This window comes from Microbispora triticiradicis (assembly GCF_005864065.1).
In the GTDB taxonomy this organism is placed as follows: domain Bacteria; phylum Actinomycetota; class Actinomycetes; order Streptosporangiales; family Streptosporangiaceae; genus Microbispora; species Microbispora triticiradicis.
Map to the genome: position 1 here is coordinate 292,055 of NZ_VANP01000002.1, position 20,523 is coordinate 312,577.

The window sequence follows — 20,523 nt, forward strand, 5'->3', positions numbered from 1 at the left end:
GCACCAGGGGGAGCTCAGGGGGTGAGCAGGTAGGCGTTGTCCTTCCACCAGGTCCAGATGGCCGGCCGGTCGCCCGCCTCGGCGAGGACCGCGACGTCCTCGCCGTCGAAGGTCCACACGGCCAGGTAGGAGCCCTTCGAGCCGGGCTTGCAGACGAGCGTCCCCGTGACCTTTCCTTCGTGGTTCCAGGCGCCGGAGGAGTCGCCGCGTGCGCAGCCGCGCGACCTCAGGCCCTTCGACAACCCGGCGACCCACGCCTTCAGCGCCTTCCCGTCGATGAACCGCATCACCAGCGGGTTCCGCGCCGGGCCGTGGCGTACGGCCGCGCAGTTCACCGCGGCGATCACCTTGGCGTTCTCCTCCGAGAACGCGGGGACACACCCGGTCAGCACCCGGGAGTCGATGCGATCGACCAGCGCCTGCTGCCCCACTGTGAACCTGGCGGGCGTCGGCGTGACCGGGCCCAGGGGGGAGGTCCCCATGATGGCCAGGCACTCGGTGAGGCCGAGCCGCCGCGCGCCGGCCACCCACGACGGCATCGTGCTGGCCGACAGCGTCTGCATCGCCGTCATCGCCGCCTGGCCCTGGAGCGGGCCCTGGTCCACCTGGTAGTCCACGAGGACCGTGGAGATCGCGGTGAACGCCGTCGCGAAGCTCCGGGTGTCCCGCAGGAGCCCGTCGATGTCGCGGCGATCGTATCCCTCGGGCACCGGGATCTCCGCGAAATCGGCGCTCATGGCGCGGAACGCCGAGGCGATCTCGTCCATCGAGGTCACGACCGCGGCGAGTTCGGGGCTGCGCGTGCCGGCGTGCGGCACCGCCCTCAGGACCTCGGCCGCCTGGAGCAGGGCCGAGTGGAGCGAGACCTGCATCTCGCCGAGGTCGCGCTGGCAGGTGTTGTCGGCCTTGAGACGCCACTCGTCGATCGTCGGTCCGGGAGTCCGGTCCACCAGCGCGATCCAGAACGCGCCCACGGTGACGGCGAAGGTGATCAGGGCGCCGGCGGACTTCCCCGCCAGCATCAGCTTCTCCCGGCCGGTGCGCGGCCGCCTCACGGGCGGTTCCTCCGGCGCCTGGTCCAGGCTCACGCGACGATCGCCCCTCGCGTGCGGTCGCGCTGTCCGCCCGATCGAGTTCGCCTCACCATTCGTCCCTCTCCAGCCGGACCCCGACCAGCAGACGAACCACACGTAACCATAGAAGGGAGCTGGTCACGACCGGAAGAAATCGAATCGTCACCAGGAATTCCCCCTTCCTGGCTACCCCAACGAAACGCGTCCGCGAGAAAGTGCCCGACCCACTTACGGAGGGCCGAATCGGGGGAATCGCCGTGACCGTGGCCTGGGCACTCGCCGGTTTATCGCATTCGTCTCAGCGCCCGGACCCATTTGATCACTCGTAAATCCGGGAACCGTTTCATCAATCGTTGATCTACAACGTAAAGGCGCTGGGACGAGTCTATGCCGGCAGCCAGTGGGAGGTCAGGAGGTAGCCGCCGGAGACGAGCGACGCGGTGGAGACCAGCAGGAACAGCACCACCCAGAGCGTGCCGGGCACGTGGGTCAGCCGGGCGAGCTGGTCGGCGTCGGAGTCCGGCGCGTGCCCGACCCGGCGCTTGGCCTGCAGTTCGAGGATCGGCCGCACGCCGCCGAGCAGCAGGAACCACGCCGCGGCGTAGGCGCCGGCGGACTGCACGTCGGGCGGGGCGAACCAGGACAGCGCGAAGACCGCGCCGCCCACCACGAGCAGGGACACCGCGCCGAAGACATTCCTGATCATCAGCAGCATGCAGGTCAGCAGCGCGAGCACGGCCCACAGCAGCAGCGTGATCCGCCCGTCCGCGACCAGCCAGGCCGCGCCGAGGCCGATCAGGGACGGCGCGACGTATCCCGCGGCGGCGGTGGCGACCATGCCGGGTCCGGTCGGCCTGCCCCGGGTCAGCGTCACTCCGGAGGTGTCCGAGTGGAGCCGGATCCCCCGCAGCTTGCGCCGCGTCAGCACCGCCACGAACGCGTGGCCGCCCTCGTGCGCGATCGTGATCAGGCCGCGGGAATAGTGCCACGAGACCGGGTAGGCGACTACCGCCAGAGCTGCGAACCCGGACAGGACGACCAGCCAGAGCGGGGGCGCGACCTGGGTGGCGGTCAGATGGTTCCAGAGGGCCTTGAGGGGGGTCACTCCCGGAATCGTACGGCCCGCGGGCCCGGTCCACGCCGCCCGCGCCCGCCCGGTGCGCGGGGAAAGCGCGAACGGGGGTTACCTTCTACAAGTGGCAGAGCGGCGGATACGTGGACTGCGCGGATTGAGTGGACTCATGAGGACGAAGCCGGAGCAGGCTCCCGAACACTCCATGGACCCACGGGCCGGCGAGCGCGAGGACTCCTTCAGGCACAGCGTGATCGACAACGCGGTGTACGTGGACGGCGAGCGGGTGGACTCGCCGCTGTCGCTCGGCGACGCGATCGCATCATTGCGTGCGCGGCCGGGCGCGATGGCGTGGATCGGCCTGTACCGGCCGGAGGAAGCGGAGCTGATCAAGGCCGCCGAGGAGTTCGGCCTGCACGAGCTCGCCATCGAGGACGCCATCGTCGCCCACCAGCGGCCCAAGGCCGACCGGTACGGCGGCACGCTGTTCGTGGTGCTGCGGGCGGCGCAGTACCTCGACAAGCCGGAGAAGGTGGCCTTCGGCGAGTTGCACGTCTTCGTGGGCCCCGACTTCGTCCTGACCGTGCGGCACAGCGAGGCGCCCGACCTGTCGAAGGTGCGCCGGCGGATGGAGTCGGACCCCGACCTGCTCCGCCAGGGCCCGCAGGCCGTGCTGTACGCGATCCTCGACGCGGTGGTGGACGGCTACGCGCCCGTGGTCGCCGGGCTGCAGAACGACATCGACGAGATCGAGGTCCAGGTCTTCGGCGGCGACCCGGCCGCGCCGCGGCGCATCTACGCCCTCTCACGGGAGGTCATCGAGTTCCAGCGGGCGACCAGCCCGCTCGTGCCGATGCTCGACGGCTTCATCGCGGGGTCGCCCAAGTACGGCGTGAACGAGGAGTTGCAGCGTTACCTGCGCGACGTGTCCGACCACGCCATCACGGTCACCGAACGCGTTGCGGGCTTCCGGCAGATGCTCCAGGACATCCTCATCGTCAACTCCACTCTCGTGAGCCAGCAGCAGAACGAGGAGATGACCAAGCTGACGGCCACGAGCATCGCCCAGGGCGACGAGGTCAAGAAGATCTCCGCCTGGGCCGCCATCCTGTTCGCTCCGACCCTGGTCGGCACGATCTACGGGATGAACTTCGACCACATGCCCGAGCTGCACTGGATGCTCGGCTACCCCATGGCGATCGTTCTCATGGGCGTCGTCTGTCTCACGCTCTACCTGGTCTTCAAGCGCCGCGACTGGCTGTGAGACGCGAGGACGCCCGGTGCGTCCTTGTTGGGTCCCCACTCGGGTCCCGCGACCAGGCCCGAAGTAGCTCTCTGTAGCCTGTTCGCCGAGTGCCGCTGGCCGGGCGGGCTCCCGGCCTCAGCGGCTCAGCGCGGTCTCCTGTTCCACACGCGACAGCTTGTCCGGGTTGCGCACGAAGTAGAGCTCGGTGACCAGACCGCCCTCGACCCGCATCGCGACGACACCGTCGATCTCCCCGTCGATGCGCATGAGGAGACCCGGGCAGCCGTTGACCTGCACCGGCTCGACCGACACCTCGGCCCCGAACCTGTGCAGGCCCGCGTCCAGCAGGCGAGCCACCTTGCCGGCCCCCACGACGGGCCGCGGCACAGCGCGCTTGACGCCGCCGCCGTCGCTCAGGGCGACGACGTCGGGAGCGAGGACGTCGAGCAGGCTCTGCAGCTCGCCGGTCTCGACCGCGCGCTGGAACGCCTGGAGCGCGTCGCGGGTCTCGGCCGCGGAGACCACGTCGCGCGGCCGCCGGGCGGCGACGTGCGCTCGTGCCCGGTGGGCGATCTGGCGGACCGCTGCCGGGCTCTTGCCGACGGCGTCGGCGATCTCGTCGTATCCGACGTCGAACACCTCGCGCAGCACGAACACCGCCCGCTCGGCCGGCGCGAGCGTCTCCAGCACCAGCAGCATCGCCATCGAGACGCTGTCGGCCAGCTCGACGTCCTCGGCCACGTCGGGTGTGGTCAGCAGCGGCTCGGGCAGCCAGGGACCGACGTAGGACTCCCTGCGCCGGCCGAGCGTACGCAAGCGGGTCAGCGCCTGCCGGGCGGCGATCCGCACCAGGTACGCACGCCGATCCTCCACGGTGTCCAGGTCGACGCCCGACCACCGCAACCAGGTCTCCTGCAGGACGTCCTCGGCGTCGGCGGCTGACCCGAGCATCTCGTAGGCGACGGTGAACAGCAGGTTGCGGTGGGTGACGAACGCCTCGGTGGCGGGATCGGTCCGGCCGCCGCCGGCGAACGCTCCGGCTGTGCCCGTCGTCCGCTCGCTCCGCTCGTTCATATTCCCCGCCCCTGCCTGTTGCCGCTCGACTCTGCCACACGTGTGCCACACGCAAGACGCCGGTCCCCGTCGCCGTGTGACACCCGCTCGCGGTGACACGCCTCACATCCGCGTCCTGTCACAGGGGTCGGGTCGGCGGCGTCTGCATGGTCGTCAGGACGCCGCGCGAACGCGGGAGGCGAACCACGGAAGTGAGGATCGATGACGAACACGGACCGGACTTCGGTGCTGATCACCGGTGCCAACAAGGGACTCGGTTTCGAAGCGGCCCGGCGGCTCGGGGAACAGGGGTGGACCGTCTTCCTGGGGTCGCGCGACGAAGGACGCGGAAGGGCGGCCGCCGGCAAACTGGCCGCCGGCGGCGTGGACGTGGTCATGGTCCCGCTGGACGTGACCTCGGACGAGTCGGTGGGCGAGGCCGTACGGCTTGTGCGACGGCACACCGACCGGCTCGACGTGCTGATCAACAACGCCGGGGCGCCGGGCAGGATCATCCCGCCCGCGGACGCGACGGCCGACGAGGTCCATTCCGTCTACGACACCAACGTGTACGGGCCGATCAGGGTCACACACGCGTTCCTCCCCCTGCTGCGGGCGGCGGACAACCCGCGCGTGGTGATGGTGTCCAGCGGCGGGGGTTCCTTCGCGGTCGTGACCGATCCGGATCAGCCGGTCTCGAAGATGCACGAGCTCGCCTACAGCTCGTCGAAAGCGGCACTGAACATGATTACCGTCCGATACGCCCAGGCGCTCCCGGAGATCAAATTCAACGTCGCCACCCCCGGAGAGGTCGTCAACCGCAAGTTCGCCGCCACCGACATGAACAACCACACCGGCGCGATGACGGTCACCGAGGGCACCGACTCGATCATCGAGCTCGCGACGCTCGCCTCTGACGGGCCGACCGGGATCTTCATCGATCGCCTCGGCCCCATCGCCTGGTAGTTCCGGGCCCCTTGACGGTCTTGTCGAGCTCGGGACGCGTGGTGGCGCGGGTCGAGATCGCCTCGGCGATGACGCGGGTGACACCGGTGGCTTTTGAGCGCGTCGAGCCGGGTGTCCAGGGACCTGACGGACGGTGGAGGCGCGGGCGTAGCCGATCCGCGCGTGCCCGGCCGGCTCGACGTCGGTCCCGGCGGGGCGGGGCAGCCGGGTTGTTCGGGGCTGGTCGCGCGGACCCGAGCGGGGGCTTGTTCGCGCCAATTATCTAGATATATCGTTCATGTATCTCGATAGTTGGAGGATTGCATGCACGAGGATGGAGGGCCCCCGGCGGCCCCGCTCGCGCCTCCACCGCCACCGACACCGCCACCACCGCCGTCACCCCCACCGCCGCCGCAGGCCGGTCCGCGGCTCCCTCAGCCGCCCGCGCTGGGACCGCGCGTACGGCGGGGCGACGTCCGTGCGGCCCTGCTGCGTCTGCTGACCGAGGAGCCGCGTAACGGCTACCAGCTGATCGAGGAGATCGCGCGGCGCAGCGGCGGGGTCTGGCGGCCCAGCCCCGGCTCGGTCTACCCCGCCCTCCAGCAGATGGAGGACGAGGGACTGGTCCAGGGAGAGGACGCGGGCGGCAGCCGTACGTACCGGCTGACCGAGGAGGGCGGGCGGCAGGCCGACGAGCGGGCCGAGCCGTGGGCGGACGTCTGCCGCGGCCTCCCCGCGGACCGGCACGAACTGCGGACGCTGTGGGGCCAGCTCGGCGAGGCCTTCGTCCATCTGACGCACGTCGCGGACGACCGCCAGGTCGACGAGGCCAAGAAACTGCTCAGGAGCACGCGCCAGGCGATGTTCCGGATTCTCGCGGAGGACGGATGAACGACGCGGATGACGCATGGACGAGCGAAGCGAGCGGATCGACGGGCGCGGGGCGGTTCACGTGAGCCCGCGGCCTTCGGAGGGGGTGGCATGAGCGCGCGGGCCGGTGATCTCGGCGCGGCGGTGGCAGTGCGCGGCCTGCGCAAGACGTACGGCAAGGTCGAGGCCGTCAAGGGCGTCGACTTCGAGGTCGCGCCCGGCGAGGTGTTCGGCTTCCTCGGGCCGAACGGCGCGGGCAAGACCACCACGATCAGCATGCTGTGCACGCTCGCCACGCCCACGGGCGGCACCGCCCTCGTCGCCGGGCACGACATCGTGACCGAGCGCGACGCCGTGCGCCGCAACATCGGGCTGGTCTTCCAGGACCCCACGCTGGACGGCTACCTGACCGCCGAGCAGAACCTGCGCTTCCACGCCGAGCTGTACGGCGTGCCGAAGGACCTGGTCGGCGACCGGATGCGCCAGGTGCTGGACATGGTCGGGCTGTGGGACCGCAGGGACGGCAAGGTCATGACGTTCTCCGGAGGCATGAAGCGCCGGCTGGAGATCGCCCGCGGGCTGCTGCACTCGCCCCGGGTGCTCTTCCTGGACGAGCCCACGGTCGGCCTGGACCCGCAGACCCGCTCGGCCATCTGGGGATACATCGGCAAGCTGCGTCACAGCGAGGACATCACGATCTTCATGACGACGCACTACATGGACGAGGCCGAGTACTGCGACCGCATCGCGATCATCGACCACGGCGAGATCGTGGTGATCGACTCGCCGGAGGCGCTCAAGGCGAGCGTCGGCAAGGACCGCGTGCAGATCCAGACCGGCGACGACGAACGCGCGATGGTCCTGCTCAGGGAGAGGTTCGGCGTCGAGGCCGCCGTACGGGAGGGCCAGGTGACGTTCGCGGTCCCGTCGGGGGAGGAGTTCGTGCCGAAGCTGTTCGCCGGCCTCGGCGTGCCGATCCGGTCGGTGAGCGTGTCGCGCCCCTCGCTCGACGACGTCTTCATGTCCTACACCGGCTCCACGATCCGCGACGCGGAGTCGTCGGGGACCGGCAACCAGTGGATGCGCGCGATGGCCAGGGGAAGGTGAGCGGATGACGACCGACGTGGTCCGGGTGAGCGTGCCGCGGGCGGGCGGAGGCCACGACCTGCGGGCGGTCAAGGTGGTGCTGCACCGGGAGTTGCTGCGGTTCGCCAACGACCGCACGCGGATCGTGTCCTCGCTGGTCCAGCCGGTGCTGTGGCTGTTCGTGATGGGCACCGGGCTCGGCACGCTGGTGCGGGGCTCGGTCCCCGGCGTCGACTTCCGGACGTTCATGTACCCCGGCATGATCTCGATGACCGTGATCATGACGGCGATGTTCTCGGCGGGATCCATCGTGTGGGACCGCGAGTTCGGGTTCCTGCGCGAGATGCTGGTCGCGCCGGTCAGCCGGGGCGCGATCGTGGTCGGCAAGTGCCTGGGCGGCGCCGTCGTCGCCACCCTGCAGGGCGTGATCATCCTCGCGCTCGCGGGGCTGGTCGGCGTGCCGTACTCGCCGGGCCTGATCCTCACCCTGCTCGGCGAGATGTTCCTCGCCGCCTTCACGATCACCGCCTTCGGCGTGACGCTCGCCGCCCGGATGCGCACCATGCAGAGCTTCTTCGGCGTGATGCAGATGGCGATCATGCCGATGATGTTCCTGTCGGGCGCCATGTTCCCGCTGGCCGGACTGCCGTCGTGGCTGCACGTGCTCACGACGGTCAACCCGCTGACGTACGCCGTGGATCCGATGCGCCGGGCGGTCTTCGGCCACATCGACGTGCCGCCACAGGTGGACGCGATGCTCAACCCCGGCGTGAGCTGGTTCGGCCACCGGCTGCCGGTGGTGCTCGAACTCGGCCTGGTCGCCGCCGTCGGCGCGGTCCTGCTGGCCGTGGCCGTGGCCCAGTTCCGGCGTACGGACTAAACAGTTCCGACGGACGGACTAGACGGTTCCGGCGTACGGGCCGACCCCGCACACCCGGGGGACGGCGGCGAGCGGGACGTCCTCGTCGAGGGCACGGACCAGCAGCGCCTCCACGCCGAGGAGCATGGCGCGGGCCGTCTCCAGGGGCAGGTAGGCGGTGTCGGCGATGAGGCTGAGCTGTCCCGTGTCGGTGGCCGCGCCCACGGTGAAGAACGCCTTGAACCGGACGCCGGGCCAGGCGTTCGTGACATACGTGCGGGTCTTCGCGGTCAGGTCGGCGAGGGACTCGCCGGCGATCTCGCCGGCCGCGGGCCGAGGCACTCCCGGCCAGGTGCCGATGGTCCGCCGGTCGTTGAAGAACGCGTCGAGGTCCGGCTCCCGGCCGCGGCGGCGGCCGATGTCCTCGCGCATGGCCTGCATGGCGAAGGGGTCGTAGTGCGCGTTGCGGTACGCCGTGAAGGCGGCGCGGTGCGCCTCCCGGCAGGCGTCGGCGAAGCCCTCGGAGGGCGGGTCGAGGACGAACAGGCCGTCCTGGCCGACGTTGCCGATCATGGTGCGGGTGCGGGGGTCGCGGCGGTTGCTGTGCACGAGCTGCATGACCGCCTTCGTGCGGCCGCTCACCGTGGCCAGGACGGTCGCGCACGCGCCGAGCAGGACGCTGGTCGTGCTGATGGTCCACCGCTCGGCCAGCGTCTCGGCCGCCGCGGCGAGCGCGACCGACTCCATGCCGACCTCGATGAACCGGGGGTCCTCCGGCGCGCCCGGAGGATGGTCGAACACGTCGAGCGGTGCCTCCTCCAGGACGGCCCGCCAGTAGCGGATCGACCTGGCCGAGCGCGCCTGGAACGACTCCTCGCGCTCCAGGGCCGCCTGGTCCATCGGATGCCAGTCGGCGGGCGGCGGCTCCTCCCCTCTGAGCAGGACCTTCCACTCCTCCGAGAGCAGGCTCAGGGCCTGGAAGTCCACGGCCAGGTGGGAGAAGGTCAGCGCCAGCGCCATGGGCCGCCCGGCCTTCAGGACGGCGGCGCAGCGCAGCGGCAGCTCGCGGTCGTGGACGAAGGCCGTCGTGCTCAGCTCGCCGGAGATCCGTTCGGCCACCCGCAGGGCCCGTTCCTCCCCGGCCTCCACCAGGTCCACGGTGAGCCGGCCGTCGCGTCTCACCCGCTGCACCGGTCCGTCCGGCGTGCCGTGGAACGTGGTACGCAGGGTCTCGTGCCGTTCGATCAGCACGCGCAGCGTGTCCAGCACGGTGGCGAGGTCGCGCCTGCCGTACACCGGCAGCACCCAGGGGCAGTTGAGGAAGGACTGGCTGTCCCCCATCAGATGGACGGCCCGCCAGATCAGCCGCTGCCCCCAGGTCAGCGTCGCCTCGCCCTCCCGCGCGCCGTGGAACTCCACCGTCGCGCCCGCGCCCCGCGCCGGGGAGCCCTCCGGGGTCGTCACGCGCCGGCCGTGGTCCGGTCGCCGGGCTCGGCGGCCCGGGACACCAGCGCGGCGAGGGCGTCGACGCTCTCCAGCGAGGCCCAGTCGCCGCCGAGGCCGACCTCGACCCCGAAGGTGTCCTCGATCGCGTCGACGAGCCGCACCCGGGCCACCGAGGTCAGGCCGAGCGCCGACAGCGAGCGCTCGCCGGCGAGCGCCTCCTCGGCGCCGATCGCGCCCTCGGACACCTCGGCGACCAAGTCCGCCAGGGCCTGTCTGTACTGTCCGGCCGTCATGCCGCACCACCCGTCATATGACGTCCTCCGCTGTCCCGGGGGAATCATGCCGACCTGGCACGGAAGCATAGGCAAATCGGATCGGGAATGACAACGAAACAGAAAAGACGCTGACCGAAAACTTTCGGAAACGGGTCGCGCGGTCCGCGAGGGGGCCGTGACGCGGATCGGCCCGGGGCGTGACACCCGCCCCGGGCCGGCCTGACCGTCTTCCCTAGTTTTTCTAGTGCTTCACGCGGACCCAGTCCGCGCGGCTGGACGAGCGCCGCGCCTCGTCGTCACCGGGGAAGACCACCTTCCAGCTTCCGGAGCGCGTCGCCTTGGTCCTGCCCCAGAACTTGCCGGAGACGTTCGTCCGCAGCGTCTTGACGTAGTGCCAGGAGCCGCCCGCCTTCTTGAACCACACGGTCACCTTCTGGTGGCCGTAGCCCTCCCAGCCGTCGTCCCACACCTGGAGCGCGCCGCGGAAGGTCAGGTACCTGCCGTACCCGACCGGCTCGGGGGCGGCGTTGAAGCGGATCACCCGGGTGTCGGCGGCGGGCGGCGGCACGGGCCGGGGAGCGCGGACCGTCACGTAGTCGGACGAGCTCACCGAGCCCGTCGCGCCGGTGACGGCCTCGAACTCGGCCCGCCACCAGCCGGAGGTCCTGGCCCTGACGTCCGCGGCGAAGAAGCCGCGGTCACCGGTCCAGGCGGAGGTGACGTACCGCCAGCGGTAGCCGCCGTCGGGCTTGAAGAGGATCTTCACGCGGTGGTCGGGGAAGCCGCGCCAGAAGTCCCCGCCGCCGATCTCCAACCGGCCGCGCAGGCGCAGGGTGCCGCCGGCGCGGACGGGGTCGGGGGAGGCGTCGAAGCCGGTGACGCGGGTGCGCCGGGCGGCGTCCCGTACGTCGACCCGGTCGCTGTCGCTCGTCGCGGGCTCGGCGGCGGTGGTGCCGTCGAACTCGGCCCGCCACCAGCCGGACCTGTCCACCCTCTCGTCGGCCGAGAAGCGGCCGCGCCCGTCGGTCGTCACCCAGCCGACCCGGCCGTAGGAGCCGCCGACGGGCTTGAAGGCGAGGTACACCCGCTGGCCGGCGTACCCGCGCGACGCGCCGTAGGTGAGCGTGCCGGACAGCCTGACGACGCCGCCGCGGTCGGCCACGTCCGGCGAGGCGGCGAAGTCGAGGCCGGTGTTCCAGTGAACCTGGAACTCCTTGGTCGCGGTGCCGCCCCCGGTCCTCACCTCCAGCTTCCAGGCGCCCGGCTCGTCCCTGAAGGTGAAGCCGTACCTGGCCGAGTAGGCGCCGGAGCCGGCGGGACCGGTGGCGAGCGCGACGGCCCGGCCCGATCCGTCGAGGAGCCGGGCGGTGCCCGCCTCGGCCGACTTGTAGGTGAAGGTCGCCGGCGTGCCCGCGCCGGTGGCGACGATCACGGGGCTGGGGGAGACGGCGAGGTCGCTCGGCGCCGTCACCGTCGCCGCGCCCGCGGCGGCCGGGAGTGCCACGGCTCCGCACAGGGCGACCGCTCCTCCCATGGCCACCGCCGCGATCACGGCGCGCATGCGTTCCAACATTCCGCTGAACCATCCTTCCCGGTGGTCGAACGGTGAACGCGGCCTGAGGGTGCCACGTCATTCCTCTCAAGTAGACGGGCGATAACCGGCATAGGTTGAGAGAAATGACATTCGTCATCAAATTGTGTCAATTAAGTTGATCAAAAGGTGGAGGGATACCGGGAGTTCCCACTGTGCGGGACGGAGCGAGCATCCTGCGACATAATCGGCCGTGTGGTACGGGAAGCAGTGGAGACCCATTTCGCCGAAGCCGTGGGGGCGCTGACCCCGGGGCCCGCCGGGGACCCGGATCTGCCGGTCCGGCCCGGCTCGGGCCTCACCGGGGTCCGGTGCCGGGAACTGTTCGCGGTGCAACTCGGCAGCCGGCTTCTCGACGTCGCCGCCCGCCTGATGCGCGGGCGCGACGAGGGCTTCTACACGATCGGGTCGTCCGGCCACGAGGGGAACGCCGCCGTGGCCGCCGCGCTCCGGGCGACCGACCCCGCGCTGCTCCACTACCGGTCGGGCGCGTTCTACCTGGCCCGCTCCGCCCAGGCCGGGCGGCTGGCCGAGGAGGGGCTGCGCGACGTGCTGCTGGGGATCGCGGCGTCGGCCGAGGAGCCGATCGCGGGCGGCCGGCACAAGGTGTTCGGCCACCCCCGCCTCGCCGTCATCCCGCAGACCTCCACGATCGCGAGCCACCTGCCGCGGGCCGTCGGCGTCGGCTTCGCGATCGAGCGGGCGCGCACGCTGGGCCTGCCGTCGCCCTGGCCCCGCGACGCGGTCGTCGTCTGCGGATTCGGCGACGCGTCGCTGAACCACGCCTCCGCCCTCACGGGTCTCAACACCGCGGCGTACGGCAGCCATCGCGGATTGCAGGTGCCGGTGCTGTTCGTGTGCGAGGACAACGGCCTCGGCATCAGCGTGCGGACCCCGCGCGACTGGGTCGAGCGGGCCAGGCACCCGGCGCTGGAGTACTTCCACGCCGACGGCTGTGACCTCGCCGAGACCTACGACGCCGCGACGCGCGCCGTGCGCCACGTACGTGACAACCGCGCCCCGGCGTTCCTGCACCTGCGCACGGTGCGGCTGATGGGCCACGCGGGCTCGGACGTGGAGATCGCCTACCGCACCCGCAAGGAGATCGCCGCCGACCTGGAGCGCGACCCCCTCGTCCGTACGGCGCGGCTGCTGGTGGAGGCGGGCCTCGCCCAGCCCGACGAACTGCTGGCGCGTTACGAGACCGAGCGCGACCACGTGCTGAAGCTGGCGATGGAGTGCGCGCGGCGGCCCCGGCTGTCGTCCGCGGAGGAGGTGATGGCGCCGCTCGCGCCGCGCGACCCGCGGGCGGTGGCGGCCGGGGCCCTGCGGGCGGCGCCCGCGCGGGAGCGCGACCGGGCCTTCGCCGCGCCCCCGGAGTCGGAGGGCGGGCTCACCCTCGCGCAGGCCGTCAACCGCGCCCTCGCCGACGCCATGGCGGCCGACCCCGGGGTCCTGGTGTTCGGGGAGGACGTGGCCCGCAAGGGCGGGGTGTACGGCGTGACCCGGGGGCTGGCACGCAGGTTCGGCGGCGAGCGGGTCTTCGACACGCTGCTCGACGAGCAGGCCGTCCTCGGGCTCGCGCTCGGCAGCGGGCTGGCGGGGATGCTGCCGGTGCCCGAGATCCAATATCTCGCCTATCTGCACAACGCCCTTGATCAGATTCGCGGCGAGGCGTCGACCATGCAGTTCTTCTCCCGGGGCGCGTACCGCAATCCCCTGGTCGTACGAGTTGCCTCATATGCCTACCAAAAGGGCTTCGGGGGACATTTCCATAATGACAACTCAATTGCCGCGTTGCGCGATATCCCCGGTTTGATCATCGCGTCTCCGGCGCGGCCCGACGACGCGGCGGCGATGCTCCGCACCTGCCTGGCCGCCGCCCGCGTGGACGGCAGTGTGTGCGTGTTCCTGGAGCCCATCGCGCTCTACCACGCCCGGGACCTGTTCGAGGAGGGCGACGACGGCTGGCTCGCGCCGTACGCGCCGCCGGCCCGCTGGGCGGAGACGCACGTCCCGGTCGGCCGGGCCCGTTCCTACGGCGACGGCCGCGACCTCACCATCGTCACGTACGGCAACGGCCTGCGGATGAGCCTGCGGGCGGCGGCGCGGCTCACGGCGGAGGGCATGGGCTGCCGGGTGCTCGACCTGCGGTGGCTGTCGCCCCTGCCGGTCGACGACCTCATGCGCGCGGCCGACCTCACGGGCCGGGTGCTGATCGCCGACGAGACCCGGCGCAGCGGCGGCGTCTCCGAGGGCGTGATGGCGGCGCTGCTCGACAACGGGTTCACCGGCCCGATCACCCGGGTGACCTCCCGGGACAGCTTCGTGCCGCTGGGCCCGGCGGCCGGCGCCGTGCTGCTGTCCGAGGCCGAGATCGAGCAGGCCGCCCGCGCCCTCCCGACCCGGAGCTGACCGCAGGGCCTGAACAGGGGGAGCCGCTCCGAGACCTGATCGCGGGGAGAGCCGCCGGTCAGCCGATCCGGCACAGGGCGGCGCGGGCCATGGTGTGCAGCAGGCCGGCCATGGCCTCGGGGGACAGCTCTCCCGCGCTGTGCGGGGTGGAGTTGAGCAGGCCGAAGACCGCGTGCGCGGCGGCGCGCAGCCGCGCCTGCGGGCAGTCGGGGTGCAGTTCGGCCAGCACGGCCACCCACTCCTCGGCGTACAGCCGCTGGAGCCGCCGGATGGCCCGCCTGGCCTGCTCGGGCACGTTGTCGAGCTCGCGCTCCTGCACCCGGATCAGCGCCGGATGGCGCAGCGCGAACTCGATGTGCCCGGCCAGCAGCGCGTCCAGGGCCGCCTCCGCCGTGTCCGGGTCGGCGGTGGTGGCGAGCCGCGCCCCCTGCTCGCGCAGCCGCTCGCTGATCCCGAGCAGCATCTCGGTGAGCAGGGCCTCCTTGCCGCTGAAGTGCCGGTAGAGCGCGGGCCCCGACACGCCCACCGCGGCGCCGATGTCCTCGATGGACACGCCGTGGAAACCGCGTGCCGCGAACAGGGCGGCGGCCGCGTCGAGGATCTCGGCCCGCCGATTGCGGGTAGGGGACTTCACGGCACCATGGTAGACGGAGTCAGTTAACGATGACTAACATTCGAGCATGAGTACAAGCGACTGGCCGGTGCTGGAGAGCCGGTGCGACCCGGGCGGCGAGGCGTACAAGCGCGACGCCGAGGCGAACGAGCGCCTGGTGGCGGAGCTCCGCGACCGGCTCGCGGCGGCGGCGCGGGGCGGCCCGGAGCGGGCCCGCGCCCGGCACGCCGAGCGCGGCAAGCTGCTGCCCCGCGACCGTGTCGACACCCTCCTCGACCCCGGCGGGCGCTTCCTCGAACTGTCGCCGCTCGCGGCGACCGGCATGTACGACGACCAGGCCCCGGCAGCCGGGATCATCACCGGCGTGGGCCGGGTCGGCGGCCGCGAGGTCGTGATCGTGGCCAACGACGCCACCGTCAAGGGCGGCACCTACTACCCCATGACGGTCAAGAAGCACCTGCGTGCCCAGGAGGTCGCCCTCCACAACAACCTGCCGTGCGTGTATCTGGTCGACTCGGGCGGGGCGTTCCTGCCGAAGCAGGACGAGGTCTTCCCCGACCGGGAGCACTTCGGGCGCATCTTCTACAACCAGGCCACGATGTCGGCGCGGGGCATCCCGCAGATCGCGGCCGTGCTCGGCTCCTGCACCGCGGGCGGCGCCTACGTCCCGGCGATGAGCGACGAGGCGGTCATCGTCCGCGACCAGGGGACGATCTTCCTGGGCGGGCCGCCGCTGGTGAAGGCCGCGACCGGCGAGACCGTCACGGCCGAGGAACTGGGCGGCGGCGAGGTCCACGCCCGCGTCAGCGGCGTCACCGACCACCTCGCCGAGGACGACGCGCACGCCCTGAAGATCGTCAGGGACATCGTGGCGACGCTCGCGCCGAGAGGCCCCCGCCCCTGGGACGTCGCGCCGGCCGAGCCGCCGCTGCACGACCCGCACGACCTGTACGGGATCGTCCCCCAGGACACCCGCCGGCCGTACGACGTGCGCGAGGTTATCGCCCGGATCGTGGACGGCAGCCGGTTCCTGGAGTTCAAGGCCGAGTACGGCCCGACCCTGGTCACCGGGTTCGCCCGCGTTCACGGTCATCCCGTCGGGATCGTGGCCAACAACGGCATCCTGTTCGGCGAGTCGGCGCTCAAGGGCGCGCACTTCATCGAGCTGTGCGACCGGCGGTCGGTCCCGCTGGTGTTCCTGCAGAACATCAGCGGCTTCATGGTCGGCAAGGCGTACGAGGCGGGGGGCATCGCCAAGCACGGCGCGAAGATGGTCACGGCGGTCGCCTGCGCCCGGGTGCCGAAGTTCACCGTGATCATCGGCGGCTCGTTCGGCGCGGGCAACTACGCGATGGCCGGCCGCGCCTACTCGCCCCGTTTCCTGTGGATGTGGCCGAACGCCCGCATCTCGGTGATGGGCGGCGAGCAGGCCGCCACCGTCCTGTCCATGGTCGGCGACGCCGACCCCGAGGAGATCCGGGCCCGTTACGAGCACCAGGGGAGCCCCTACTACTCGACCGCCCGCCTGTGGGACGACGGGGTGATCGACCCGGTGGACACCAGGACCGTTCTCGGCCTGGCGCTCGGCGCCGCCGCGAACGCCCCCCTCGAACCCGTCGGCTACGGCGTCTTCCGGATGTGAGTGATGTTCACCAGTGTGCTGATCGCCAACCGGGGAGAGATCGCCGTCCGGATCATCCGGACGCTGCGCGCGCTGGGGGTGCGCGCGGTCGCCGTCCACAGCGACGCCGACCGTGACGCCCGGCACGTGCGCGAGGCCGACCTCGCCGTACGGCTCCCACGCGGCTATCTCGACGCCGACGGGATCGTCGAGGCCGCCCGGACGAGCGGCGCCGAGGCGATCCATCCCGGATACGGCTTCCTCGCCGAGAACGCCGGGTTCGCCCGCCGCTGCGCGGAAGAGGGCCTCGTCTTCGTCGGCCCGCCGCCCGAGGCCATCGAGGCCATGGGGGACAAGATCCGGGCCAAGGAGACGGTCGCCCGCGCGGGCGTGCCGGTCGTCCCCGGCGGCGCGGAGCCCCACGACGACCTGGCCGAGGCGGCCGGGCGCATCGGCTTCCCCGTGCTGATCAAGCCGTCGGCGGGCGGCGGCGGCAAGGGCATGCTGCGGGTCGCCTCGGCGGAGGAACTGCCCGCGGCGATCGAGTCGGCCCGCCGCACCGCCGTGGCCGCCTTCGGGGACGGCACGTTGCTGCTGGAGCGGTACGTCGACGGCCCCCGGCACATCGAGATCCAGGTCATGGCCGACGCGCACGGCAACGTGGTCCACCTCGGCGAGCGCGAGTGCAGCCTGCAGCGCAGGCACCAGAAGATCGTGGAGGAGGCGCCGTCCCCGCTCCTGGACGACGCGACGCGGGCGCGCATGGGCGCGGCGGCGGTGGAGGCCGCGCGGTCGGTCGGCTACGTCGGCGCGGGGACGGTCGAGTTCATCGTCCCGGCCGCCGACCCGGGGGGCTTCTCCTTCATGGAGATGAACACCCGGCTCCAGGTGGAGCATCCGGTGACCGAGATGGTCACCGGTCTCGACCTCGTCGAGCTTCAACTGCGGATCGCCTCCGGCGAGGCGCTGCCGTTCGGGCAGGACGAGGTGCGCCTGCGCGGCCACGCGGTCGAGGCCCGGGTGTACGCCGAGGACCCCGCCCGCGACTTCCTGCCGACCGGGGGCCGCATCCTGGCGCTGCGGGAGCCCGCCGGACAGGACGTCAGGTTCGACTCGGGGCTCTCCGAGGGCATGGCGGTGGGCAGCGACTACGACCCCATGCTGGCCAAGGCGGTCGCCTGGGCCCCTGACCGGGCGGGCGCGCTCGCGGCCCTGGACCGGGCGCTCGGCTCCACGGTGATACTCGGGGTCACCACCAACGTCGGTTTCCTGCGGGCGCTGCTGGCCGACCCGGAGGTCGCGGCCGGGCGGCTCGACACCGGCCTGGTCGAGCGCCGGCTCGGCGACCTGCTGGGCGGCCCGGTGAAGGGCGCGGCCGGTGGTGGCGTGCCGGACGAGGTGCTCGCCGCCGCGGCGCTCGTCTTCCACGCCGGCTTCGCCGGCCCCTCCGGCGACGGCGACCCCTGGGACGTGAACGACGGCTGGCGGATCGGGCAGCCCGCCTGGACGGTCCACCACCTCGGCGTGCCGGTGCGGATCGCGGGACCGGCCGGCGACGCCCGGATAGAAGTTAATGGACGTTCACTTGGCCGGGCGCGGCTGACGCGGCTCGGCGACGGCGCGGCCGTGGTGTCGCTCGGCGGGGTCACCCGCCGGTACGCGGTCGCCCGCGACCGCGGCACGCTCTGGCTCGCCGAGGGCGGCCGGGCCTGGCCGGTGACCCGGCACGAGCCCGGCGACCCGGGAGACCGGGCGGGCGGCGCGCTCGCCGGGGACGGCGTGGTCCGCAGCCCGATGCCGGGAACGGTGCTGCTGGTGAAGGCGGCCCGGGGCGACCGGGTCACCGCCGGGCAGCCTCTGGTCGTGGTGGAGGCGATGAAGATGGAACACACCCTGACGGCGCCGGACGACGGCGTGCTCGCCGAACTGCGGGTGCGGCCGGGACAGACGGTGGACCTGGACGCGGTGCTGGCGGTGGTGACGCCGTGCGAGTGACGATCTACGAGGTCGGTCCGCGCGACGGCCTGCAGAACGAGTCGGCCGTCGTGCCGGTGGAGGTCAAGCGCGAGTTCGTCGCCCGGCTGGCCGAGGCCGGGCTCACCACGATCGAGACGACGAGCTTCGTCCACCCGAAGTGGGTGCCCCAGCTCGCCGACGCGGGGGAACTGCTGGAGAGCCTGCCCCGGGTGCCCGGGGTCCGCTACCCGGTGCTCGTCCCCAACGAGAAAGGCCTCGACCGGGCGCTCGACTGTGCTTCCGACCACGGGGGCGTCACCGACATCGCGATCTTCGGCAGCGCCACCGAGTCGTTCGCGCGGCGCAACCTCAACCGCACGGTCGAGTCGCAGTTCGAGATGTTCGCGCCCGTCGTCGAGCGGGCCCTGGCCCACGGCGTGCGGGTCAGGGCGTACGTCTCGATGTGCTTCGCCGACCCCTGGGAGGGGCCGGTCGCGCCCGCGCAGGTCGCCGGGGTCGGGCGCAGGCTGCTCGACCTCGGCTGCCACGAGCTGTCGCTGGGCGACACCATCGGCGTCGGAACGCCCCGCCACGTCGAGGACCTGCTCGACGCCTTCGCCGAGGCCGGTGTCGGGCCGGAGCGGCTCGCCGTCCACTTCCACGACACCTACGGCCAGGCCCTCGCCAACACGCTGACCGCACTGCGACGGGGGATCACCGTCGTCGACTCCTCCGCCGGAGGCATCGGCGGCTGCCCGTACGCCAGGAGCGCCACCGGCAACCTCGCGACCGAGGACCTGGTGTGGATGCTCGACGGCCTCGGCGTCGAGACCGGGGTGGACGTCAGGTCGCTGGCCGCCACCAGCCTGTGGCTCGCCGGAATCCTGGGCCGGCCGAGCCCCTCCCGCGTCGTCCAGGCTCTCGCCAGGGAGCTTCCCGCGGATCTCGCCGTAGCGAGGATCGACCAGGCGGATGCATCGCAAGGCGGAGGAGGAGCCCATAGCGGAGCTATGGGCGACGACATTGAAGCGAGGCGCCGCGTGGTCGACCGCAGTAGGCGAAAGATCCAAGGGGAGCGACCGGAGGAGATCTGAGATGCTCAACGACGAGCACATCGAGCTGCGCAAGTCGGTGGAGGAGTTCGCCCGCGAGGTGGTCGCCCCCGTCATCGGGGACTACTACGAGCGGTGCGAGTTCCCGTACGACGTCGTTCGCAGGATGGGCGCGATGGGCCTGTTCGGCCTGCCCGTCCCGGAGGAGTACGGCGGCATGGGCGGCGACTACTTCACGCTGTGCCTGGCCCTGGAGGAGCTGGCCCGGGTCGACTCCTCGGTGGCGATCACCCTGGAGGCGGCGGTCTCGCTGGGCGCGATGCCGATCCTCCGGTACGGCACCGACGAGCAGAAGCGGCGCTGGCTGCCGGGGATGGCCGCGGGGGAGATCCTGGGGGCGTTCGGGCTGACCGAGCCCGGCGGCGGCTCCGACGTGCCGGGCGGCATGCGCACCACCGCCGTCCTCGAAAGCGGCGAGTGGGTGATCAACGGCTCCAAGGCGTTCATCACCAACTCCGGCACGGACATCACCGCCGTCGTCGCGGTGGCTGCGATCACCGACCGCCGGGAGGACGGAAGGCCGGAGATCTCCACGATCCTCGTGCCGTCGGGCACGCCCGGCATGACGGTGTCGAAGAAGTATTCCAAGGTCGGCTGGTCGGCCTCCGACACCCGCGAGCTCTCCTTCACCGACTGCCGGGTGCCGGAGGAGAACCTGCTCGGCGAGCGAGGCCGGGGCTACGCGCAGTTCCTCCAGACGCTCGACGAGGGCCGGGTGGCGATCGCCGCGGTGTCGGTCGGCCTCGCCCAGGGCTGCGTGGACGAGTCGCTGCGGTACGCGCGGGAGCGCCGGGCCTTCGGCCAGGAGATCGGGGGCTACCAGGCCATCCAGTTCAAGATCGCCGACATGGAGGCGCGGGCGCACACCGCCCGCCTGGCCTACTACCACGCGGCCGAGCGCATGGTGGCCGGCCTGCCGTTCAAGAAGGAGGCGGCGATCGCCAAGCTCGTCGCGTCCAACGCCGCGATGGACAACGCCCGCGACGCCACCCAGGTCTTCGGCGGCTACGGCTTCATGAACGAGTTCCCCGTCGGCCGCTTCTACCGCGACGCGAAGATCCTGGAGATCGGCGAGGGCACCAGCGAGGTCCAGCGCATGCTCATCGCCCGCGAACTCGGCCTGCCCGCCTGACCGAGCCGGGGCTGTAACCTGCCGGGGGCGTTCCGGATCGCGCCGCCGGGCGCCGGTCTTCTTCTGCCCGGGTGTGTGCTCGGCACGTTCAGCGCGGCCTTTTCTCCGAAAAAGGTTATCCAAAATACCTATTGCTATATCGAGTTATTGTCATTTGC

17 protein-coding genes are annotated in these 20,523 nt (G+C 71.8%); 10 read left to right on the forward strand and 7 right to left on the reverse strand.

Annotated features, from left to right (window positions below; translation table 11 throughout):
* Window positions 1-14 precede the first annotated feature (14 nt).
* Together FED44_RS06415 and FED44_RS06420 are read right to left on the reverse strand one after the other, a co-directional pair.
* Window positions 15-1,055 carry a hypothetical protein gene (locus FED44_RS06415; RefSeq protein WP_138460057.1) on the reverse strand — a complete coding sequence of 347 codons (1,041 nt, stop codon included), beginning with the start codon at window positions 1,053-1,055 and terminating at the stop codon, window positions 15-17.
* Window positions 1,056-1,458: 403 nt separating this feature from the next.
* Window positions 1,459-2,178 carry a M50 family metallopeptidase gene (locus tag FED44_RS06420; RefSeq protein ID WP_138460058.1) on the reverse strand — a complete coding sequence of 240 codons (720 nt, stop codon included), beginning with the start codon at window positions 2,176-2,178 and terminating at the stop codon, window positions 1,459-1,461.
* Window positions 2,179-2,314: 136 nt separating this feature from the next.
* On the opposite strand from FED44_RS06420, the gene FED44_RS06425 reads away from it, so the two are divergent.
* Entirely contained in the window at window positions 2,315-3,409 is a 1,095-nt protein-coding gene (locus tag FED44_RS06425; RefSeq protein ID WP_208758859.1) for a magnesium and cobalt transport protein CorA, read from the forward strand.
* Window positions 3,410-3,526: 117 nt separating this feature from the next.
* On the opposite strand, the gene FED44_RS06430 is transcribed toward FED44_RS06425, so the two are convergent.
* Complete coding sequence (locus FED44_RS06430) at window positions 3,527-4,465, reverse strand: RNA polymerase sigma-70 factor (RefSeq protein WP_117409785.1); 939 nt, start codon at window positions 4,463-4,465, stop codon at window positions 3,527-3,529.
* A gap of 201 nt (window positions 4,466-4,666) precedes the next feature.
* Here FED44_RS06430 and FED44_RS06435 point away from each other — a divergent pair, with 201 nt between their 5' ends.
* The 4 genes from FED44_RS06435 to FED44_RS06450 all read left to right on the forward strand — a co-directional run bounded on the left by FED44_RS06435 (window position 4,667) and on the right by FED44_RS06450 (window position 8,225).
* Entirely contained in the window at window positions 4,667-5,410 is a 744-nt protein-coding gene (locus FED44_RS06435) for an SDR family NAD(P)-dependent oxidoreductase (RefSeq protein ID WP_117409784.1), read from the forward strand.
* 303 nt (window positions 5,411-5,713) lie between these two features.
* Window positions 5,714-6,280 (forward strand): PadR family transcriptional regulator, encoded by a 567-nt coding sequence (locus tag FED44_RS06440; RefSeq protein ID WP_117409783.1) that lies wholly within the window; start codon window positions 5,714-5,716, stop codon window positions 6,278-6,280.
* 90 nt (window positions 6,281-6,370) lie between these two features.
* Window positions 6,371-7,366, forward strand: a complete 996-nt coding sequence (locus FED44_RS06445) for an ATP-binding cassette domain-containing protein (RefSeq protein WP_138460059.1) — start codon at window positions 6,371-6,373, stop codon at window positions 7,364-7,366.
* Window positions 7,367-7,370: 4 nt separating this feature from the next.
* Window positions 7,371-8,225, forward strand: a complete 855-nt coding sequence (locus FED44_RS06450) for an ABC transporter permease (protein ID WP_117409781.1) — start codon at window positions 7,371-7,373, stop codon at window positions 8,223-8,225.
* Window positions 8,226-8,243: 18 nt separating this feature from the next.
* On the opposite strand, the gene FED44_RS06455 is transcribed toward FED44_RS06450, so the two are convergent.
* The 3 genes from FED44_RS06455 to FED44_RS06460 all read right to left on the reverse strand — a co-directional run bounded on the left by FED44_RS06455 (window position 8,244) and on the right by FED44_RS06460 (window position 11,498).
* The gene (locus tag FED44_RS06455; protein WP_165900882.1) at window positions 8,244-9,668 is read right to left on the reverse strand and encodes a condensation domain-containing protein; all 1,425 of its coding nucleotides are present in this window, start codon (window positions 9,666-9,668) and stop codon (window positions 8,244-8,246) included.
* Window positions 9,665-9,943, reverse strand: coding sequence for an acyl carrier protein (locus FED44_RS35675; RefSeq protein ID WP_165900881.1), 279 nt, complete (start codon window positions 9,941-9,943; stop codon window positions 9,665-9,667). The genes FED44_RS06455 and FED44_RS35675 overlap by 4 nt, the downstream gene beginning before the upstream one ends.
* Window positions 9,944-10,166: 223 nt before the next feature.
* The gene (locus FED44_RS06460; RefSeq protein ID WP_138460061.1) at window positions 10,167-11,498 is read right to left on the reverse strand and encodes a hypothetical protein; all 1,332 of its coding nucleotides are present in this window, start codon (window positions 11,496-11,498) and stop codon (window positions 10,167-10,169) included.
* Between the two features lie 213 nt (window positions 11,499-11,711).
* Here FED44_RS06460 and FED44_RS06465 point away from each other — a divergent pair, with 213 nt between their 5' ends.
* On the forward strand, window positions 11,712-13,931 hold the full coding sequence (locus tag FED44_RS06465) for a thiamine pyrophosphate-dependent enzyme (protein ID WP_138460062.1): 2,220 nt from the start codon (window positions 11,712-11,714) through the stop codon (window positions 13,929-13,931).
* Window positions 13,932-13,989: 58 nt separating this feature from the next.
* On the opposite strand, the gene FED44_RS06470 is transcribed toward FED44_RS06465, so the two are convergent.
* Window positions 13,990-14,565: an SACE_7040 family transcriptional regulator gene (locus FED44_RS06470; protein WP_117410194.1), complete on the reverse strand. Its 576-nt coding sequence runs from the start codon at window positions 14,563-14,565 to the stop codon at window positions 13,990-13,992.
* A 46-nt stretch (window positions 14,566-14,611) separates the two neighbouring features.
* Here FED44_RS06470 and FED44_RS06475 point away from each other — a divergent pair, with 46 nt between their 5' ends.
* The 4 genes from FED44_RS06475 to FED44_RS06490 are packed head-to-tail and all read left to right on the forward strand — an operon-like array spanning window position 14,612 to window position 20,365.
* Complete coding sequence (locus tag FED44_RS06475; RefSeq protein ID WP_138460063.1) at window positions 14,612-16,186, forward strand: carboxyl transferase domain-containing protein; 1,575 nt, start codon at window positions 14,612-14,614, stop codon at window positions 16,184-16,186.
* 3 nt (window positions 16,187-16,189) lie between these two features.
* Window positions 16,190-18,160: an acetyl/propionyl/methylcrotonyl-CoA carboxylase subunit alpha gene (locus FED44_RS06480; protein ID WP_138460064.1), complete on the forward strand. Its 1,971-nt coding sequence runs from the start codon at window positions 16,190-16,192 to the stop codon at window positions 18,158-18,160.
* On the forward strand, window positions 18,151-19,215 hold the full coding sequence (locus tag FED44_RS06485) for a hydroxymethylglutaryl-CoA lyase (protein WP_117409614.1): 1,065 nt from the start codon (window positions 18,151-18,153) through the stop codon (window positions 19,213-19,215). The genes FED44_RS06480 and FED44_RS06485 overlap by 10 nt, the downstream gene beginning before the upstream one ends.
* A gap of 1 nt (window position 19,216) precedes the next feature.
* The gene (locus FED44_RS06490) at window positions 19,217-20,365 is read left to right on the forward strand and encodes an acyl-CoA dehydrogenase family protein (RefSeq protein ID WP_138460065.1); all 1,149 of its coding nucleotides are present in this window, start codon (window positions 19,217-19,219) and stop codon (window positions 20,363-20,365) included.
* Window positions 20,366-20,523 lie beyond the last annotated feature (158 nt).

What these genes read in the sequence shown, in the direction of transcription:
- FED44_RS06425 (WP_208758859.1), top strand. Translation starts at nt 2,315, where the DNA reads ATGAGGACGAAGCCGGAGCAGGCTCCCGAACACTCCATGGACCCACGG.
- FED44_RS06430 (WP_117409785.1), bottom strand. Translation starts at nt 4,465, where the DNA reads ATGAACGAGCGGAGCGAGCGGACGACGGGCACAGCCGGAGCGTTCGCC.
- FED44_RS06435 (WP_117409784.1), top strand. Translation starts at nt 4,667, where the DNA reads ATGACGAACACGGACCGGACTTCGGTGCTGATCACCGGTGCCAACAAG.
- FED44_RS06440 (WP_117409783.1), top strand. Translation starts at nt 5,714, where the DNA reads ATGCACGAGGATGGAGGGCCCCCGGCGGCCCCGCTCGCGCCTCCACCG.
- FED44_RS06445 (WP_138460059.1), top strand. Translation starts at nt 6,371, where the DNA reads ATGAGCGCGCGGGCCGGTGATCTCGGCGCGGCGGTGGCAGTGCGCGGC.
- FED44_RS06450 (WP_117409781.1), top strand. Translation starts at nt 7,371, where the DNA reads ATGACGACCGACGTGGTCCGGGTGAGCGTGCCGCGGGCGGGCGGAGGC.
- FED44_RS35675 (WP_165900881.1), bottom strand. Translation starts at nt 9,943, where the DNA reads ATGACGGCCGGACAGTACAGACAGGCCCTGGCGGACTTGGTCGCCGAG.
- FED44_RS06460 (WP_138460061.1), bottom strand. Translation starts at nt 11,498, where the DNA reads ATGTTGGAACGCATGCGCGCCGTGATCGCGGCGGTGGCCATGGGAGGA.
- FED44_RS06475 (WP_138460063.1), top strand. Translation starts at nt 14,612, where the DNA reads ATGAGTACAAGCGACTGGCCGGTGCTGGAGAGCCGGTGCGACCCGGGC.
- FED44_RS06480 (WP_138460064.1), top strand. Translation starts at nt 16,190, where the DNA reads ATGTTCACCAGTGTGCTGATCGCCAACCGGGGAGAGATCGCCGTCCGG.
- FED44_RS06490 (WP_138460065.1), top strand. Translation starts at nt 19,217, where the DNA reads ATGCTCAACGACGAGCACATCGAGCTGCGCAAGTCGGTGGAGGAGTTC.